Genomic DNA, 13,303 nt, shown 5'->3' on the forward strand with positions numbered 1-13,303 from the left:
AAAAACGGCTTGCAAGGTCTTTATATGTAGTTGTCGAATGAATATATAATACTTTAATTGAATGATTAGAACATATATTAATTCAAAAGCTACATATGCTTTCGTATAATATGTAATTGATTCAAACATAATCCCATATATTAATAAAATAGAGCATGTCAAAGGAGAAGGTTCCATGAGAAGATTACATGTTATATTTTATCATTTTTTATTATGGAGTGGTTTTTCCGTTGTATTATCATTGTCAAATGGTGATAAGTTGCATTATAAAGTAATTCTATTTTTTGTGTTTCTTTATTTAGCATATGTAATCGCATATTTTGTATTGCAAATTAGAAAGCAGGCATTATTTCTTACGTGTTCAAATTGCATACTTTTCTTAATCATATTTTCTATTTTTTAAATTAACGTTTATAGAAATACATTGTTCTTCCATTAAATAATTGTAACTCTCCTTCTAATTTCTTCGCTAGAAAACGGCAAAATTCATTTGCTTTTCCTTTATCACCAAATGTCGCATTAGGTGGTAAAGAAACCTGAATAAAAGTTCGTTCCTTTTCTATACCGATACCAACATAAATGGAGTCATATCGATCGTGAGTAGATTGTAGTTTTAATGTTGTTTCTGATGTATCTAAAATTTCATAGGGAAAAGCGGTATTTGTATAAGCGTAATTAATTTGAACACCGGTTTTGGAAGTAACTGTTTGATAGTAATGAAAAAGTTGTTTTATATCATCTATTGAAACAGATTGTTGACTGGATTTAGGTACAAGCGTAATAAAGGCATGTTGCATATAAATTCCCCCTAACTTAGTAGAATACTATCATTCTACATCCTACTGAATTTTTTGACAATTAAAAGGAGTATTACTTTTTTTGTTTAATATACTAAATAAAAGGTGATGGAGAAAGGTGGAAATCAATGTTTGAAAAATTGTATGATGAGCATGAAAGTGTGAAGGTACGATTTTTGGGGTTTATGACACATGATACTCGTTATGATTTTGGTGTTATTTATACAAATATGTTTTTTGGAAAGCCACTCATTGTTTGCATGCAAACAGGAAGATCTACTTTACTTGGACGAGATGATGTAGAGAATGTTCAACATATACAGGAAATTTTTAAATTAGGATCAGAAGGTGAAGCAGCGGAGTTAGCTCAGTTTTTCTCATTTCTAGTTCCATCTACATCTTTGCATGCAGAATATGAAGAATAAATAATGTAAAACAGTCGTACGTATAAATATGGCTGTTTTTTTGTTTGAATATCGCATACTAATTTAAATTTAAAATATTTAATGTGTTATACTAAAAACCTATTGACGTAAAAAGTATAACATATTAAAATAAAGACAGAAAGTTAAGCGGTTACAAAAGTTTTTGGGATTATAAACTTAGGGGGAAATGAAAAATGGGAACGATCGTATGTCAAGATTGTGAAGGTACAATTGCACACTTCGAGGATGAAAAAGTAACGGTACTTTACGGGAAATGTGGATCTTGCGGATGTGATCACACAGAGCATACAAAAGCCCAATAATTAATAGGAAATGGACAGCTAAAAGTTTTTAGGACCATAAACTTAGGGGGAAATGAAAAATGGGAACAATCGTATGCCAAGTATGTGAAGGAACAATCGGACATTTTGAAGATGAAAAAACGACTGTGCTTTACGGGAAATGTGGTACAAATTGTGACTGTGCTAATAAAGATAAGGCGAAAGCTTAATTATAAATAAGTAGATTATTATTAAAACTCAGGGGGAAATAAAAATGGGAACAATCGTATGCCAAGTATGTGAAGGAACAATCGGACATTTTGAAGATGAAAAATCAACAGTACTTTACGGAAAATGTGGATCTCATTGCGAGTGTGACCATAAAGAACATGCAAAAGCTTAAATAAGAAAAAGCGCCTACATATGTAGGCGCTTTTTTAATAAATTGTAGTTGTATTGCCAACTGTTGCAACGATTGCATCATCTCGAATTGGAATAAACCCTATGGATGTCTGTGGAGCTTTAGGAGAAGCGTAGTGGCTCATGAGACGGCTATCAATACGGGTAATAGTATCGGTCAAAAAAGCTGAAATAAAAGCGTAAGGGATTCGTCGTTCATTTAACGAGTATATAATTTCCTCTTTTGTTTTTACACCTACGCCATGTCCGTAAAAAAAGAAATTTCCTAGATAGATAGTATTTTCTCCTTGCCACTCAATTGTAGCTGGATTCACTTGTGGATTTTTAAAATAAACGAGATCACCTGGTACAAGATCGCCACCCGTTTTTGTTATGAGTTTTAAATCTTGATCGTAGTCCCATGTATAAAGTAAAAGGTTTGCAAAGAGGTGGTTGAAAGTTTCTTCTTCGTACAATGATAGTAAAGCTTTGTAAAAAATAATAATCATTGCGGTGGCACATTCAGTTCCATATAGTTTTCCGTTTTTAAAAATATCTTGTATGGCAATGGAAGGGGGTATGTGTGGAAGGAGCTCGAATCCTCCAAGTGACGTTCTTTTCCAATACTGAGGGTTGCAAAAGGATTGTTGAAATGTGCGAAACTGAAATCCACTTTGAAACAGTTCTAGTGCAGAAGTAATAATATTAACGCGCAAGTTTAAATCAAAGCTGAGTTCATCAGATGTTCGGAAGGAATAGATTTCTTGATTTCCTGCCATTATAGATAAAATTTGTTGTTTCTCAGCTGCAAATGGCTCATATTCATTTGTGATATAAGGATGTACAATAGAACGGCCTATTACAATCATAATAGTATCCCCACCTATACGTTACATTACATAATATCGTATGAGAAAAGGGAAAAAGGGTGAAAGAAAAGCCTATCAACTGATAGGCTTGTACTCTTTAATCACACGTAATGTTTGTAATGTCATATCTTCAGGACCTTGTACAGGTAAACCTGCTTCTAAGTTTTTACGAATATACTCTAAGTTATCTTGCGTAATAATTTCCCCCGGAGTAAAGATTGGAATCCCTGGTGGATAAACCATAACGAAATCAGCTATAATACGACCGGCTGCATTTTCAAATGGAATGACTTCTGTTTCCGAATAAAAAGCATCTCGTGGAGAAAGTGCTAGCACTGGTATTTCTGGAATTTCTACTTGTATTTGAACACCTTTATCAGCTTTATTTCTAAATGTTGCTGCTAAATCTTGTAATGCTGCAATAAGTGTATTCGTCTCACTTTCTGTATCCCCGAAAGTGACAAGACATAGTATGTTGTATAAATCTGAGAGTTCTACTTCAATATTATATTGCTCTCTCAGCCATACTTCAGCTTGATGGCCTGTAATACCTAAATCTTTTACAGATACAATTATCTTTGTAGGATCATAGTTAAAAGTAGCATCCGTACCTAGCATTTCTTTACCAGGACAGTAAAGATGCTCAATATCATTTATAGCATTACGAACTTGTTCTGCTAATTGTATTGTTTGTTCTATGAGTGCAGTTCCTTCTGTAGCAAGACGTTTTCTAGCAACATCAAGAGATGCTAATAAGATGTAAGAAGTTGATGTAGTCGTAAGCATGCTAATAATAGATTGAACATGTTTTACGTTCACAAGGCCTTCTTTCACATTAAGAATAGAACTTTGCGTTAAAGATCCTCCTAATTTGTGAACACTTGTTGCCGCCATATCAGCCCCAGCTTGCATCGCTGACATCGGCAATTCATCGTGAAAATGAATATGAACACCATGAGCCTCATCAACGAGTACAGGGATATCGTAAGAATGTGCTAATTGTACAATCTGTTCTAAATCGGCAGCAAAGCCAAAGTATGTTGGGTTAATAACAAGTAAGCCCTTCGCATCTGGGTGCTCTTCAAGCGCCTTTTTGACAGATTTAATTGTAATTCCATGTGAAATACCGAGTTTTGGATCAATCTCAGGATGCATAAAAATCGGTTTTGCACCTGAGAAGATAATAGCTGACATTACTGATTTATGCACGTTTCTTGGTACTAGGATTTTGTCACCAGGACCGCAAACGCTCATCACCATTGTCATAATTGCACCACTTGTACCTTGAATGGAAAAAAAAGTATGGTCTGCACCGAATGCAGCGGCTGCTAAATCTTGTGCTTCTTTAATCATACCTTTTGGATGATGTAAATCATCAAGCGGCGCAATATTAATTAAATCAATTGCTAATGCATTATGCCCAATAAATTCGCGAAATGTAGGATCCATGCCTTGTCCTTTTTTATGACCTGGAATATGGAATTGAATTGGATTTCGCTTACTGTGCTCAACTAAAGCGGTAAACAATGGTGTTTCGTATTGGGACAATCTATACACCCCTTCTTCTTCTTAATATTTAGTGTAATTTGTTTTATATAATCCTGTTCTAAAAAAGTTAAGTCCTTTTTAGTATGAGGCTTGTTTTTCTGCCATTCACAAAAGTGTTTTTGAGATGGTAGGTTCACTATATTTTTTATAAAACAAAAGCATTATATCACCAATAATTATAGATGTATAGAAAAAAATATTTTTATAGTGGATAAGTTAAATAGTTATTTCGAACTTACGTACAGAGGAAGAGAATTCCATCATTAAGAATAAATAGTGTATAATGCAAAGTGGCTATAGTGAAGAAGAAAAAACCCTTTAAGATAGCATATTTAAAATAAGAAGAAATGATGAATGAGGTGCAAAAATGGAATATCAATATCCGTTAGATTATGATTGGTCAAATGAAGAAATGGTTGCAATTGTGAAGTTTTATGAAGCAATTGAGAAAGTATATGAAAAAGGGATTACAAGGGAAGAATTAATGGGATTATATCGTCGTTTTAAAGAGATTGTTCCATCGAAAGCAGAAGAAAAGAAAATTGATAAGGAGTTTCAAGAAGTAAGTGGGTATTCTATATACCGTGCGATTCAAAGGGCGAAAGATACTGAAGAACAAAAGCTTGTGAAAATGTAAAAAATATTTTGAAAAATAAAAACTGAAGTGATATAATGTGATAACAACTAAAAACGGACAATATAAATTGTCCGTTTTCTACTATCGATTACAAAGTGCATATAAAGGAAGGAGTGATTGCATCGTAGATTCAATCTTAGCAAGGAATTGTTCGTTGGTCATTGCTGAAAACTCCTCTGGTGATATATGGATACCAACTAATAATTCTGCCTTTTTTACAGTAGCTAGGCGTTCAATCATCTTTTGTAAGTCTTCTGTTTCAAGTGTTTTATGTGATTTTACACTTGGTTTAGTATGGTCAATGGACCAAACGAAGTCATTTGGAATATTTGTTTTTAAATCATTTAAATGTTCTAAGAAGGCGTGAGCCGTCTCCACTTTTTGTGGACACTCATAGATTAAACCAAAGTATATGAAGGCATGAGTACCCCATAATCCAATTTGGAAATGTGGCAGCATTTTATATCCTCGTTTATTTGTTGAAAAAGCAACCCAAGTATCGTTTGGTGGATTGACTTTACGACGTGCATGTTTCGCGACATGATAAAAAAAGTTCTCATCAGTTTGTTTTGATAAATATGCTGCAAACTGTTCCCCTAAAGCTTCTAGCTTAGGATGAATGTTCGTTTTAATTGCACTCATTCGTTCTTCGAGACCATCAACTGTAAAAACCTCAAAATCAGTTGATTTGAATGTTTGTAGTGTCATGATTGTTCCTCCAACTCCTATTTTGCTTTTATTTTAGCATAGCTTGTACTATTCATAAAAAAAACAGCACAAAAAAATTTAAATAAAAAAATATAATTTTGTTGCATAGATGATTTATCCAACATAGTATAGTATAAAACAAAAAATCAGAAAATTGAATCAATTCTAGTCCGAGGGCAAACGAATATTGGGAGGAGGCAAATAATATGAGACAGGTGATTAATGCGTTAAAGAGAACAGATGCTGAAAAGAGAATTCCGGTGCTACGTTTGGAGCTAGATTATGAATTAGCAACTTTATATGATGCGATGATGGAAGATGATAAACAGAAAAAAGAAGAGTGTGTACAAAAGTTAGAAGTGTTAAGACTTGAAATGATTCGTTTAGAAGCGTAATAATAGTATATGTATAAAAAATTAGTTGGTGCGAACCTTATAAAGGGTTCGTTTTTTCTGTGAACAGTATAGATCGGAGTGTTTAAACATGCAAGAAGTATGGAAAGACATCGATGCACACGCCAAACAGTGGATTCGAGATGCGGGAGAGCGTTTAATGGCATCAATGAAAAAAGCACTTATTATAGAAACGAAATCCAATGCAGCTGATTTAGTAACAAATATGGACCGAGAAATAGAACAGTTTTTAATTGGGAAAATTAAAGAGACATTCCCGAATCATAATATTTTAGGGGAAGAAGGTTATGGAGATGAGGTAACTTCTTCTGATGGGGTTGTTTGGTTAATTGATCCAATTGATGGCACGATGAACTTTGTTCATCAAAAGAGAAATTTTGCAATTTCAATTGGAATTTATGAGAACGGTATCGGAAAAATTGGACTTATTTATGATCCAGTTCATGATGAATTATATCATGCGCTAAAAGGGACTGGAGCATTTTGCAATGAAGTACCAATACCTTTATTAGAAAAAGGGACTGTAGAGCAAGGGATTGTAGCGTTAAATGCGATATGGCTTACCGACAATCCATTGCTTAATATGGAAAGTATGATGGCACTTGTTAAGAAAGCTAGGGGAACAAGATCATATGGCTGTGCAGCATTAGAGATGGTATACGTTGCAACAGGGAGAATAGATGCATATGTAACGCCGAGATTATCACCATGGGATTTTGGCGGGGGGCAGATAATAGTGGAGGAAGTTGGAGGCAAGGTGACAACATTCTCTGGAGCAACGCTTTCTATTGTAGAGAAGAGCAGCGTATTAGTTGCGAAACCAGGGGTGTATGAAGAAGTGTTATCGTTTATATCGGAGTAAAAAAAAGTAAGAGGCTGTATACACGCTTCTTACTTTTTGACGTTATTGCGATTTTCGCATTTTTCTTTTTGTTACAAAACCGTATCCAACTGTAACAAATGTGCCGATAATGCAAATAATAACACCGATTGGACTATTTTCAGCAACCATAATGCCGATACCGATTAAGAAGATAACACCGATAATTGCAGTTAATAAAAAGCGATATTGAATGTGTTCCATTTCTTCACCCTCCAATCTCATTTTACTTTCACAAAAGTAAGAATACAACTATATTTTCATTCTTGATTTTATTTTAATTGCTATTGTATCCCCTTCGCTCTTATAATAGAGAAGGATTAAAAAGACATTAGGAGTTGGACATGTTGAAAAAACGACAAGATTTACGTAATATAGCAATTATTGCCCACGTTGACCATGGTAAAACAACACTTGTTGACCAGTTATTACGTCAAGCGGGGACTTTCCGTGCAAACGAACACGTTGAAGAGCGCGCAATGGATTCAAATGATCTAGAAAGAGAACGCGGTATTACAATTTTAGCAAAAAATACAGCGATTCACTATGAAGATAAAAGAATTAACATTTTAGATACACCAGGTCACGCTGACTTCGGTGGAGAAGTAGAACGTATCATGAAAATGGTTGATGGTGTTTTACTTGTTGTTGATGCATATGAAGGTTGTATGCCACAAACACGATTTGTTTTAAAGAAAGCTCTTGAGCAAAACTTAACTCCAATCGTAGTTGTAAACAAAATTGACCGTGACTTCGCTCGTCCTGATGAAGTAGTTGATGAAGTAATCGATTTATTCATCGAACTTGGTGCAAACGAAGATCAATTAGAGTTCCCAGTTGTATTTGCATCAGCAATGAACGGAACAGCAAGCTTAGATTCAAACCCGGCAAATCAAGAAGAGAATATGAAATCATTATTTGATACAATTATTGAACATATTCCAGCGCCAATCGATAACAGCGAAGAGCCACTTCAATTCCAAGTAGCACTTCTTGATTACAATGACTATGTTGGACGTATTGGGGTTGGCCGTGTATTCCGCGGTACAATGAAAGTAGGACAACAAGTTGCTTTAATGAAAGTTGACGGAAGTGTAAAACAATTCCGTGTAACAAAATTATTCGGTTACATTGGATTAAAACGTCAAGAAATTGAAGAAGCAAAAGCTGGTGACTTAGTAGCCGTTTCAGGTATGGAAGACATTAACGTTGGTGAAACAGTATGTCCAGTTGAGCATGAAGATGCGTTACCATTATTACGTATTGATGAGCCAACACTACAAATGACGTTCCTTGTAAATAACAGTCCATTTGCAGGTCGTGAAGGTAAATACATCACATCTCGTAAAATTGAAGAGCGTCTTCGTTCACAATTAGAAACAGATGTAAGTTTACGTGTAGATAATACAGATTCTCCGGATGCTTGGATTGTATCTGGACGTGGAGAATTACACTTATCTATCCTAATTGAAAACATGCGTCGTGAAGGTTATGAACTACAAGTATCTAAGCCAGAAGTAATCATTAAAGAAGTTGATGGCGTAAGATGTGAGCCTGTAGAACGCGTACAAATCGATGTACCTGAAGAATACACTGGTTCTATTATGGAATCTATGGGTGCACGTAAAGGTGAAATGTTAGATATGGTGAATAACGGAAACGGTCAAGTTCGCCTTACTTTTATGGTCCCAGCACGTGGTTTAATTGGTTACACAACAGAATTCTTAACATTGACTCGTGGTTACGGTATTTTAAACCATACATTCGATTGCTACCAACCAGTACACGCTGGACAAGTTGGTGGACGTCGCCAAGGTGTTCTAGTTTCACTTGAAACAGGAAAAGCATCACAATACGGTATTATGCAAGTTGAAGACCGTGGTGTAATCTTCGTTGAACCAGGTACAGAAGTATATGCTGGTATGATTGTTGGAGAGCACACTCGTGAGAATGATTTAACAGTTAACGTTGTAAAAATGAAACAACAAACTAACATTCGTTCTGCAACGAAAGATCAAACTTCAACAATGAAAAAACCACGCTTAATGACTTTAGAAGAGTCATTAGAGTACTTAAACGATGACGAGTTCTGTGAAGTAACTCCAGAATCAATTCGTTTACGTAAAAAGATTCTTGATAAGAGCGAGCGCGAAAGAGCTGCTAAGAAAAAGAAATCTGTAGAAGCGTAAAATATTAGAACGGCTACCTCTGAGAGGTAGCTGTTTTTTTATTGTATTTATTTTTGGAATATTTACTCTTTTTTGTGGACAGTATTTTTTTTGCGGGTTACTCTTGTATTAAGTACATAAATAAAATTTGTAAGAAAGGGGGATAAATGATGTTAGAAAGGATGTCGTTTTTTGCGAAATTATGTAAAGTTGATGAAAATCCAGAACTAGGGATGTGGTTACTGTATGGCGTTATTATTATATTAAGTGCACTTGTGTATAATTTAGGTTTTGCAAGAAAACTATCAATAGTAAAAAATATAGTGATATATATATCGTTAGCGATTGGATGTACAGTTTTAACTTTCTTTGCAGTTTTTTTACCTGTTGGAGAGGGGCTTGTTGTAGCAGCAATTGTGCTTGGGATTTATAGGTTGCGATTACATCAAGCGAGACAACAAAAAGCAGGATGAAGGGGTGGAGTTTTATGCGTTCAGTGCAAGATGCATTATATAATTGGTTAACAATTAAAACAGTTGCCGAAGCACGTCCAGATGATAATGCAGCAAAAGAAACGTATATACTATTTCAAAACATGATATATGAAGAGCACAAATTAAAGAATGTGGAAGTTGAAAAGAACGAAGAAATGTATTTGATTTCATATGAAATCAATGGAGAAAGAAAATCTGCAAGGTTTCCATTAGAAGCTATTGATTGTTTCTTGGACCAAATGAATCGTGAACCAGAAAAATACAAATAAGTCCTTAATCATATAGATAAGGACTTATTTGAGTTTTACCAATCGTCTTCTACTTTTTTATCACGATATAATCGGAAATTACCACTCGCATGGCGTTCTATAGTACGCTCAGCAATTCGTTCCGAACATTCCATGCACATATATGTATGAATAGGGCGATTACGCAGTTTTTTTGCCATAGGATTTTCATCATCTAACATATCTTTTTTATCACAAATCATACATTTGACTCTCATTTCGTCACCTCAATACGAATTCTATCAGTACAAGTATATCATGGAAGTATAATGTTTTTGAATAATAGTGGGAAAAAATAATATTTTCGCAATTCAAAAAATAAGTTATGATAAGGATATATTAAGTATATTTGGAGGTGGAAATATGGCGAATGTAGTAGAGCCTACATTAACAGATGATTTGGTACAAACGTTACGTAAAGAGTGTATTGTTATGGTAGCAACAACAGATTTCGAAAAACAAGTTCCTAACGTAAGTGCTATTTCTTGGGTGTATGCAGTGAGTGAAACTAGTATTCGATTTGCAGTAGATCAACGTTCACGTATTGTGGAAAATATACGGCATAGTACTGGGGTGGTATTGACTATAATGGCGAATGAATCCGTATTTTCCATAAGTGGTGCAGGTGAAATTTTGACTGATAGAATGGAAGGCATTCCTCTAAAATTAACTGTAATAGAAGTAAATGTACAAGAAGTGCGTGATGTTATGTTTTATGGAGCGAAACTTGCAACTGAGCCAACGTATGAAAAAACATATGATATTCGTGCAGCGAAAAAGCTGGATAACCAAGTGTTAGTAGGGATAAAAGAATTATCAATGTGATAAATAAGAAAGTCAGTTAAAAACTTTTTTAATCAGTTATTGTGATTTTATGTTAATAATTATAATTAAAAGTAATATATTGAATAGAAATGAATAAAAAATAAATAAAAGGTTTAATGGCTATGAATTTCGATTCTACCTCGTTTATACGGTACATATAATTATAACAATGGTTCGTCCATATTTTATGGATGAAACCCTTGTTCTACAAATTTAAAAGTGGAGTCAGGGGGTAACAGGTTGGATAAAATTTATGTGTTAGATACGAATGTACTTTTGCAGGATCCTTTATCTATTTTTTCATTTGAAACCAATGAAGTAGTGATTCCAGCAGTTGTATTAGAAGAGGTTGATTCGAAAAAACGTTATATGGATGAAGTAGGACGAAACGCTCGTTATGTATCTAAGTTAATAGACAAATTTCGTGAAATAGGAAAGCTGCATGAAAGTATTCCGCTAGAAAACGGCGGTACATTTCGTATTGAATTAAATCATCGTTCATTTGTTCAACTACAAGATATTTTTGTAGAAAAGACAAATGATAATCGGATTTTAGCTGTAGCAAAAAATCTATCTTTAGAAGAACAAGAAAAAGAGGACGGGAAGTCTGTTATTTTAGTAAGTAAAGACGTGCTCGTAAGGGTAAAAGCCGATGCAATTGGTTTGAAAGCGGAAGATTATTTAAGCGATCGTGTAATTGAAGTAGACAATATATATTCAGGATTTTTAGAAGGGTATATATCAAAAGAGCAATTGGATTCTTTTTATGAAAAGGGTGAATTGCCTTTATCCGAAATTGCAAATCATCCTTTTTATCCAAATCAGTTTGTAGTAATGAAAGATGCATTAGGGGGATCTAGTTCAGCACTTGGCATTGTGGATCATTTAGGTAAGAAGGTAAAGAAACTTATTTTTCACAATGAACAAGTATGGGGAATACGACCACGAAATGTGCAGCAAATTATGGGATTAGAATTGTTGCTCCGTGAAGATATTCCGCTAGTAACGTTGACGGGGAAAGCTGGTACAGGAAAAACATTATTAGCTTTAGCTTCGGGACTCATGCAAACGGAAGATTTAGGGTTATATAAAAAGCTACTTGTTGCAAGGCCGATTGTTCCGGTCGGAAAAGATATCGGTTATTTACCAGGAGAAAAAGAAGAAAAGTTAAGACCGTGGATGCAACCGATTTTTGATAATCTAGAGTATTTATTTAATACGAAAAAGCCAGGAGAGTTAGATGCTATTTTAGCTGGAATGGGCTCGATTGAGGTAGAGGCCCTTACCTATATACGCGGAAGAAGTATTCCAGATCAGTTCATTATAATTGACGAAGCACAAAATTTAACGAAGCATGAAGTAAAAACGATATTAACAAGGGTAGGAGAAAAAAGTAAAATCGTATTAATGGGAGATCCTCAGCAAATTGATCATCCGTATTTGGATGAGTATAATAACGGTTTAACATATGTTGTAGAGAAGTTTAAAGAGCAACGTATTAGTGGTCATGTGAAATTTGTTAAAGGGGAGCGATCTAATTTAGCTCAACTAGCAGCAGATTTATTATAAAAAGGAGTGAGCCTTGGCTCACTCCTTTTTTCTTTCGCATGTACACGTTAAATAATGGTAAATTTACGAATGTTACGGATCGGGTTTTGTCTATTAGATCCATCATTGTAATATAGATGAACGGGTCCATCTTCTTTTAATGGTTTCCCTTCTTTTGAAAAACCAAGAATAGCATTTTTGACAGTTTCTAATGGAAGCGTTATTGTTTGATCTACTGTTTCAATATCGACATGCGTAGCGTCATCTAAAATCTCGGCGTTAGCAAGAAAAGGATGGAATGGTATACCGAATGTTCCAGTAATTAGCTGTTCTTTTTTATATTTCTTTACACTTTGTTGTATCGGTGGAAACGCAGCGCCATCACGAATTTCGCGATCCCAATGCTCTGAAGTATTTTTTAAATAAGTTTCTAGTTCTGATATGTTTTCTCTCGTTTCATCAAAGTAAGTTGTCAAATCTACTTTTCGATCATCAAAGATCCAAACGGTTGGATCGATAGTGATTGGAAAACGAACTTTTCCATTAATAAATAAAATTTCGCTCATTGTTGTTCCCCCATTTGTGTTATACTCCCACTTTTCAGTATAATAGTATTAGACACTATTGTCACAAAAAATGTTTCTATTGCAATTTATTAAAACTATCGCTAATATTAATAGATAGGAGAGAGTAGGACGGAAACGGAGGGAATCAATTTGGCGTCTGAGACAGTATCAAATCATCAGGAAAAGGCACTAGCCCTTCTACAAGCGGATGCGGAGAAGATTTTAAGACTTATTAAGGTGCAAATGGACCATCTTACAATGCCGCAATGTCCATTATATGAAGAAGTGTTAGACACACAAATGTTTGGACTATCCCGCGAGGTCGATTTTGCAGTTCGCCTTGGTCTTATTGCAGAAGAACAAGGGAAAGCAATGTTAGGAGAGCTTGAACGTGAGTTATCTGCACTTCATGAAGCATTTACAAACAAACAACAATAACGGGTTCAAATAAGGGGGCT

General features: G+C 34.7%; 21 protein-coding genes. 14 read left to right on the forward strand and 7 right to left on the reverse strand.

All coding sequences use genetic code 11. From position 1 onward, the window contains the following. Nucleotides 1–175: 175 nt before the first annotated feature. Entirely contained in the window at nt 176–403 is a 228-nt protein-coding gene (locus tag AC3WTI_RS22960; RefSeq protein WP_048530702.1) for a hypothetical protein, read from the forward strand. Nucleotide 404: 1 nt separating this feature from the next. On the opposite strand, the gene AC3WTI_RS22965 is transcribed toward AC3WTI_RS22960, so the two are convergent. Next, nucleotides 405–797: a DUF1885 family protein gene (locus AC3WTI_RS22965; RefSeq protein WP_087958537.1), complete on the reverse strand. Its 393-nt coding sequence runs from the start codon at nt 795–797 to the stop codon at nt 405–407. Nucleotides 798–925: 128 nt separating this feature from the next. Between AC3WTI_RS22965 and AC3WTI_RS22970 the strand changes: the two genes are divergently transcribed. The 4 genes from AC3WTI_RS22970 to AC3WTI_RS22985 all read left to right on the forward strand — a co-directional run bounded on the left by AC3WTI_RS22970 (nt 926) and on the right by AC3WTI_RS22985 (nt 1,906). Next, nucleotides 926–1,222 carry a DUF3055 domain-containing protein gene (locus AC3WTI_RS22970; protein ID WP_048530699.1) on the forward strand — a complete coding sequence of 99 codons (297 nt, stop codon included), beginning with the start codon at nt 926–928 and terminating at the stop codon, nt 1,220–1,222. A gap of 194 nt (nt 1,223–1,416) precedes the next feature. Next, a complete protein-coding gene (locus AC3WTI_RS22975; protein ID WP_000536778.1) occupies nt 1,417–1,545 on the forward strand; it encodes a GapA-binding peptide SR1P in 129 nt (42 codons plus the stop codon). A 59-nt stretch (nt 1,546–1,604) separates the two neighbouring features. Continuing rightward, the gene (locus tag AC3WTI_RS22980) at nt 1,605–1,733 is read left to right on the forward strand and encodes a GapA-binding peptide SR1P (RefSeq protein WP_000536800.1); all 129 of its coding nucleotides are present in this window, start codon (nt 1,605–1,607) and stop codon (nt 1,731–1,733) included. Nucleotides 1,734–1,777: 44 nt separating this feature from the next. Beyond that, on the forward strand, nt 1,778–1,906 hold the full coding sequence (locus tag AC3WTI_RS22985) for a GapA-binding peptide SR1P (protein WP_048530698.1): 129 nt from the start codon (nt 1,778–1,780) through the stop codon (nt 1,904–1,906). Between the two features lie 34 nt (nt 1,907–1,940). Here the strand turns inward: AC3WTI_RS22985 and AC3WTI_RS22990 are convergent, their stop codons facing one another. Beyond that, nucleotides 1,941–2,771, reverse strand: a complete 831-nt coding sequence (locus tag AC3WTI_RS22990; RefSeq protein WP_087958538.1) for a protein-glutamine gamma-glutamyltransferase — start codon at nt 2,769–2,771, stop codon at nt 1,941–1,943. A 75-nt stretch (nt 2,772–2,846) separates the two neighbouring features. Beyond that, nucleotides 2,847–4,319 carry an arginine decarboxylase gene (gene speA / locus AC3WTI_RS22995; RefSeq protein WP_048530694.1) on the reverse strand — a complete coding sequence of 491 codons (1,473 nt, stop codon included), beginning with the start codon at nt 4,317–4,319 and terminating at the stop codon, nt 2,847–2,849. A gap of 367 nt (nt 4,320–4,686) precedes the next feature. On the opposite strand from speA, the gene AC3WTI_RS23000 reads away from it, so the two are divergent. After that, nucleotides 4,687–4,956 (forward strand): UPF0223 family protein, encoded by a 270-nt coding sequence (locus tag AC3WTI_RS23000; protein ID WP_087958539.1) that lies wholly within the window; start codon nt 4,687–4,689, stop codon nt 4,954–4,956. 81 nt (nt 4,957–5,037) lie between these two features. On the opposite strand, the gene AC3WTI_RS23005 is transcribed toward AC3WTI_RS23000, so the two are convergent. Further along, the gene (locus tag AC3WTI_RS23005) at nt 5,038–5,664 is read right to left on the reverse strand and encodes a YktB family protein (RefSeq protein WP_087958540.1); all 627 of its coding nucleotides are present in this window, start codon (nt 5,662–5,664) and stop codon (nt 5,038–5,040) included. A 206-nt stretch (nt 5,665–5,870) separates the two neighbouring features. Here AC3WTI_RS23005 and AC3WTI_RS23010 point away from each other — a divergent pair, with 206 nt between their 5' ends. Next, a complete protein-coding gene (locus AC3WTI_RS23010) occupies nt 5,871–6,059 on the forward strand; it encodes a YkzI domain-containing protein (protein ID WP_001250164.1) in 189 nt (62 codons plus the stop codon). Between the two features lie 88 nt (nt 6,060–6,147). Then, nucleotides 6,148–6,939: an inositol monophosphatase family protein gene (locus AC3WTI_RS23015; protein ID WP_087958541.1), complete on the forward strand. Its 792-nt coding sequence runs from the start codon at nt 6,148–6,150 to the stop codon at nt 6,937–6,939. A gap of 42 nt (nt 6,940–6,981) precedes the next feature. Here the strand turns inward: AC3WTI_RS23015 and AC3WTI_RS23020 are convergent, their stop codons facing one another. Continuing rightward, on the reverse strand, nt 6,982–7,161 hold the full coding sequence (locus AC3WTI_RS23020) for a DUF5325 family protein (RefSeq protein WP_000400130.1): 180 nt from the start codon (nt 7,159–7,161) through the stop codon (nt 6,982–6,984). Nucleotides 7,162–7,301: 140 nt separating this feature from the next. Between AC3WTI_RS23020 and typA the strand changes: the two genes are divergently transcribed. The 3 genes from typA (at nt 7,302) to AC3WTI_RS23035 (ending at nt 9,888) form a co-directional block, all read left to right on the forward strand. Continuing rightward, entirely contained in the window at nt 7,302–9,146 is a 1,845-nt protein-coding gene (gene typA, locus AC3WTI_RS23025) for a translational GTPase TypA (protein WP_000914759.1), read from the forward strand. Nucleotides 9,147–9,295: 149 nt separating this feature from the next. Next, a complete protein-coding gene (locus AC3WTI_RS23030) occupies nt 9,296–9,598 on the forward strand; it encodes a YlaH-like family protein (protein ID WP_087958542.1) in 303 nt (100 codons plus the stop codon). Between the two features lie 14 nt (nt 9,599–9,612). Continuing rightward, nucleotides 9,613–9,888, forward strand: coding sequence for a hypothetical protein (locus AC3WTI_RS23035; protein ID WP_087958543.1), 276 nt, complete (start codon nt 9,613–9,615; stop codon nt 9,886–9,888). Between the two features lie 35 nt (nt 9,889–9,923). On the opposite strand, the gene AC3WTI_RS23040 is transcribed toward AC3WTI_RS23035, so the two are convergent. Beyond that, entirely contained in the window at nt 9,924–10,124 is a 201-nt protein-coding gene (locus AC3WTI_RS23040; RefSeq protein WP_033662466.1) for a YlaI family protein, read from the reverse strand. Nucleotides 10,125–10,269: 145 nt separating this feature from the next. Between AC3WTI_RS23040 and AC3WTI_RS23045 the strand changes: the two genes are divergently transcribed. Both AC3WTI_RS23045 and AC3WTI_RS23050 read left to right on the forward strand, forming a co-directional pair. Beyond that, on the forward strand, nt 10,270–10,731 hold the full coding sequence (locus AC3WTI_RS23045; RefSeq protein WP_087958544.1) for a pyridoxamine 5'-phosphate oxidase family protein: 462 nt from the start codon (nt 10,270–10,272) through the stop codon (nt 10,729–10,731). 240 nt (nt 10,732–10,971) lie between these two features. Beyond that, a complete protein-coding gene (locus tag AC3WTI_RS23050) occupies nt 10,972–12,300 on the forward strand; it encodes a PhoH family protein (RefSeq protein WP_087958545.1) in 1,329 nt (442 codons plus the stop codon). A gap of 47 nt (nt 12,301–12,347) precedes the next feature. Here the strand turns inward: AC3WTI_RS23050 and AC3WTI_RS23055 are convergent, their stop codons facing one another. Continuing rightward, on the reverse strand, nt 12,348–12,845 hold the full coding sequence (locus AC3WTI_RS23055; RefSeq protein ID WP_097840550.1) for a molybdopterin-binding protein: 498 nt from the start codon (nt 12,843–12,845) through the stop codon (nt 12,348–12,350). A 150-nt stretch (nt 12,846–12,995) separates the two neighbouring features. Between AC3WTI_RS23055 and AC3WTI_RS23060 the strand changes: the two genes are divergently transcribed. Continuing rightward, nucleotides 12,996–13,283: an Fpa/YlaN family protein gene (locus tag AC3WTI_RS23060; RefSeq protein ID WP_000135695.1), complete on the forward strand. Its 288-nt coding sequence runs from the start codon at nt 12,996–12,998 to the stop codon at nt 13,281–13,283. Nucleotides 13,284–13,303 lie beyond the last annotated feature (20 nt).

The organism is Bacillus sp. EB106-02-03-XG38 (assembly GCF_058792175.1).

What these genes read in the sequence shown, in the direction of transcription:
- AC3WTI_RS23030 (WP_087958542.1), top strand. Translation starts at nt 9,296, where the DNA reads ATGTTAGAAAGGATGTCGTTTTTTGCGAAATTATGTAAAGTTGATGAA.
- AC3WTI_RS23005 (WP_087958540.1), bottom strand. Translation starts at nt 5,664, where the DNA reads ATGACACTACAAACATTCAAATCAACTGATTTTGAGGTTTTTACAGTT.
- AC3WTI_RS22975 (WP_000536778.1), top strand. Translation starts at nt 1,417, where the DNA reads ATGGGAACGATCGTATGTCAAGATTGTGAAGGTACAATTGCACACTTC.
- AC3WTI_RS23010 (WP_001250164.1), top strand. Translation starts at nt 5,871, where the DNA reads ATGAGACAGGTGATTAATGCGTTAAAGAGAACAGATGCTGAAAAGAGA.
- AC3WTI_RS22960 (WP_048530702.1), top strand. Translation starts at nt 176, where the DNA reads ATGAGAAGATTACATGTTATATTTTATCATTTTTTATTATGGAGTGGT.
- AC3WTI_RS23055 (WP_097840550.1), bottom strand. Translation starts at nt 12,845, where the DNA reads ATGAGCGAAATTTTATTTATTAATGGAAAAGTTCGTTTTCCAATCACT.
- AC3WTI_RS23035 (WP_087958543.1), top strand. Translation starts at nt 9,613, where the DNA reads ATGCGTTCAGTGCAAGATGCATTATATAATTGGTTAACAATTAAAACA.
- AC3WTI_RS22990 (WP_087958538.1), bottom strand. Translation starts at nt 2,771, where the DNA reads ATGATTGTAATAGGCCGTTCTATTGTACATCCTTATATCACAAATGAA.
- AC3WTI_RS22965 (WP_087958537.1), bottom strand. Translation starts at nt 797, where the DNA reads ATGCAACATGCCTTTATTACGCTTGTACCTAAATCCAGTCAACAATCT.
- AC3WTI_RS22985 (WP_048530698.1), top strand. Translation starts at nt 1,778, where the DNA reads ATGGGAACAATCGTATGCCAAGTATGTGAAGGAACAATCGGACATTTT.
- typA (WP_000914759.1), top strand. Translation starts at nt 7,302, where the DNA reads ATGTTGAAAAAACGACAAGATTTACGTAATATAGCAATTATTGCCCAC.
- AC3WTI_RS23020 (WP_000400130.1), bottom strand. Translation starts at nt 7,161, where the DNA reads ATGGAACACATTCAATATCGCTTTTTATTAACTGCAATTATCGGTGTT.
- AC3WTI_RS23015 (WP_087958541.1), top strand. Translation starts at nt 6,148, where the DNA reads ATGCAAGAAGTATGGAAAGACATCGATGCACACGCCAAACAGTGGATT.
- AC3WTI_RS22970 (WP_048530699.1), top strand. Translation starts at nt 926, where the DNA reads ATGTTTGAAAAATTGTATGATGAGCATGAAAGTGTGAAGGTACGATTT.
- AC3WTI_RS22980 (WP_000536800.1), top strand. Translation starts at nt 1,605, where the DNA reads ATGGGAACAATCGTATGCCAAGTATGTGAAGGAACAATCGGACATTTT.
- AC3WTI_RS23045 (WP_087958544.1), top strand. Translation starts at nt 10,270, where the DNA reads ATGGCGAATGTAGTAGAGCCTACATTAACAGATGATTTGGTACAAACG.
- AC3WTI_RS23000 (WP_087958539.1), top strand. Translation starts at nt 4,687, where the DNA reads ATGGAATATCAATATCCGTTAGATTATGATTGGTCAAATGAAGAAATG.
- AC3WTI_RS23040 (WP_033662466.1), bottom strand. Translation starts at nt 10,124, where the DNA reads ATGAGAGTCAAATGTATGATTTGTGATAAAAAAGATATGTTAGATGAT.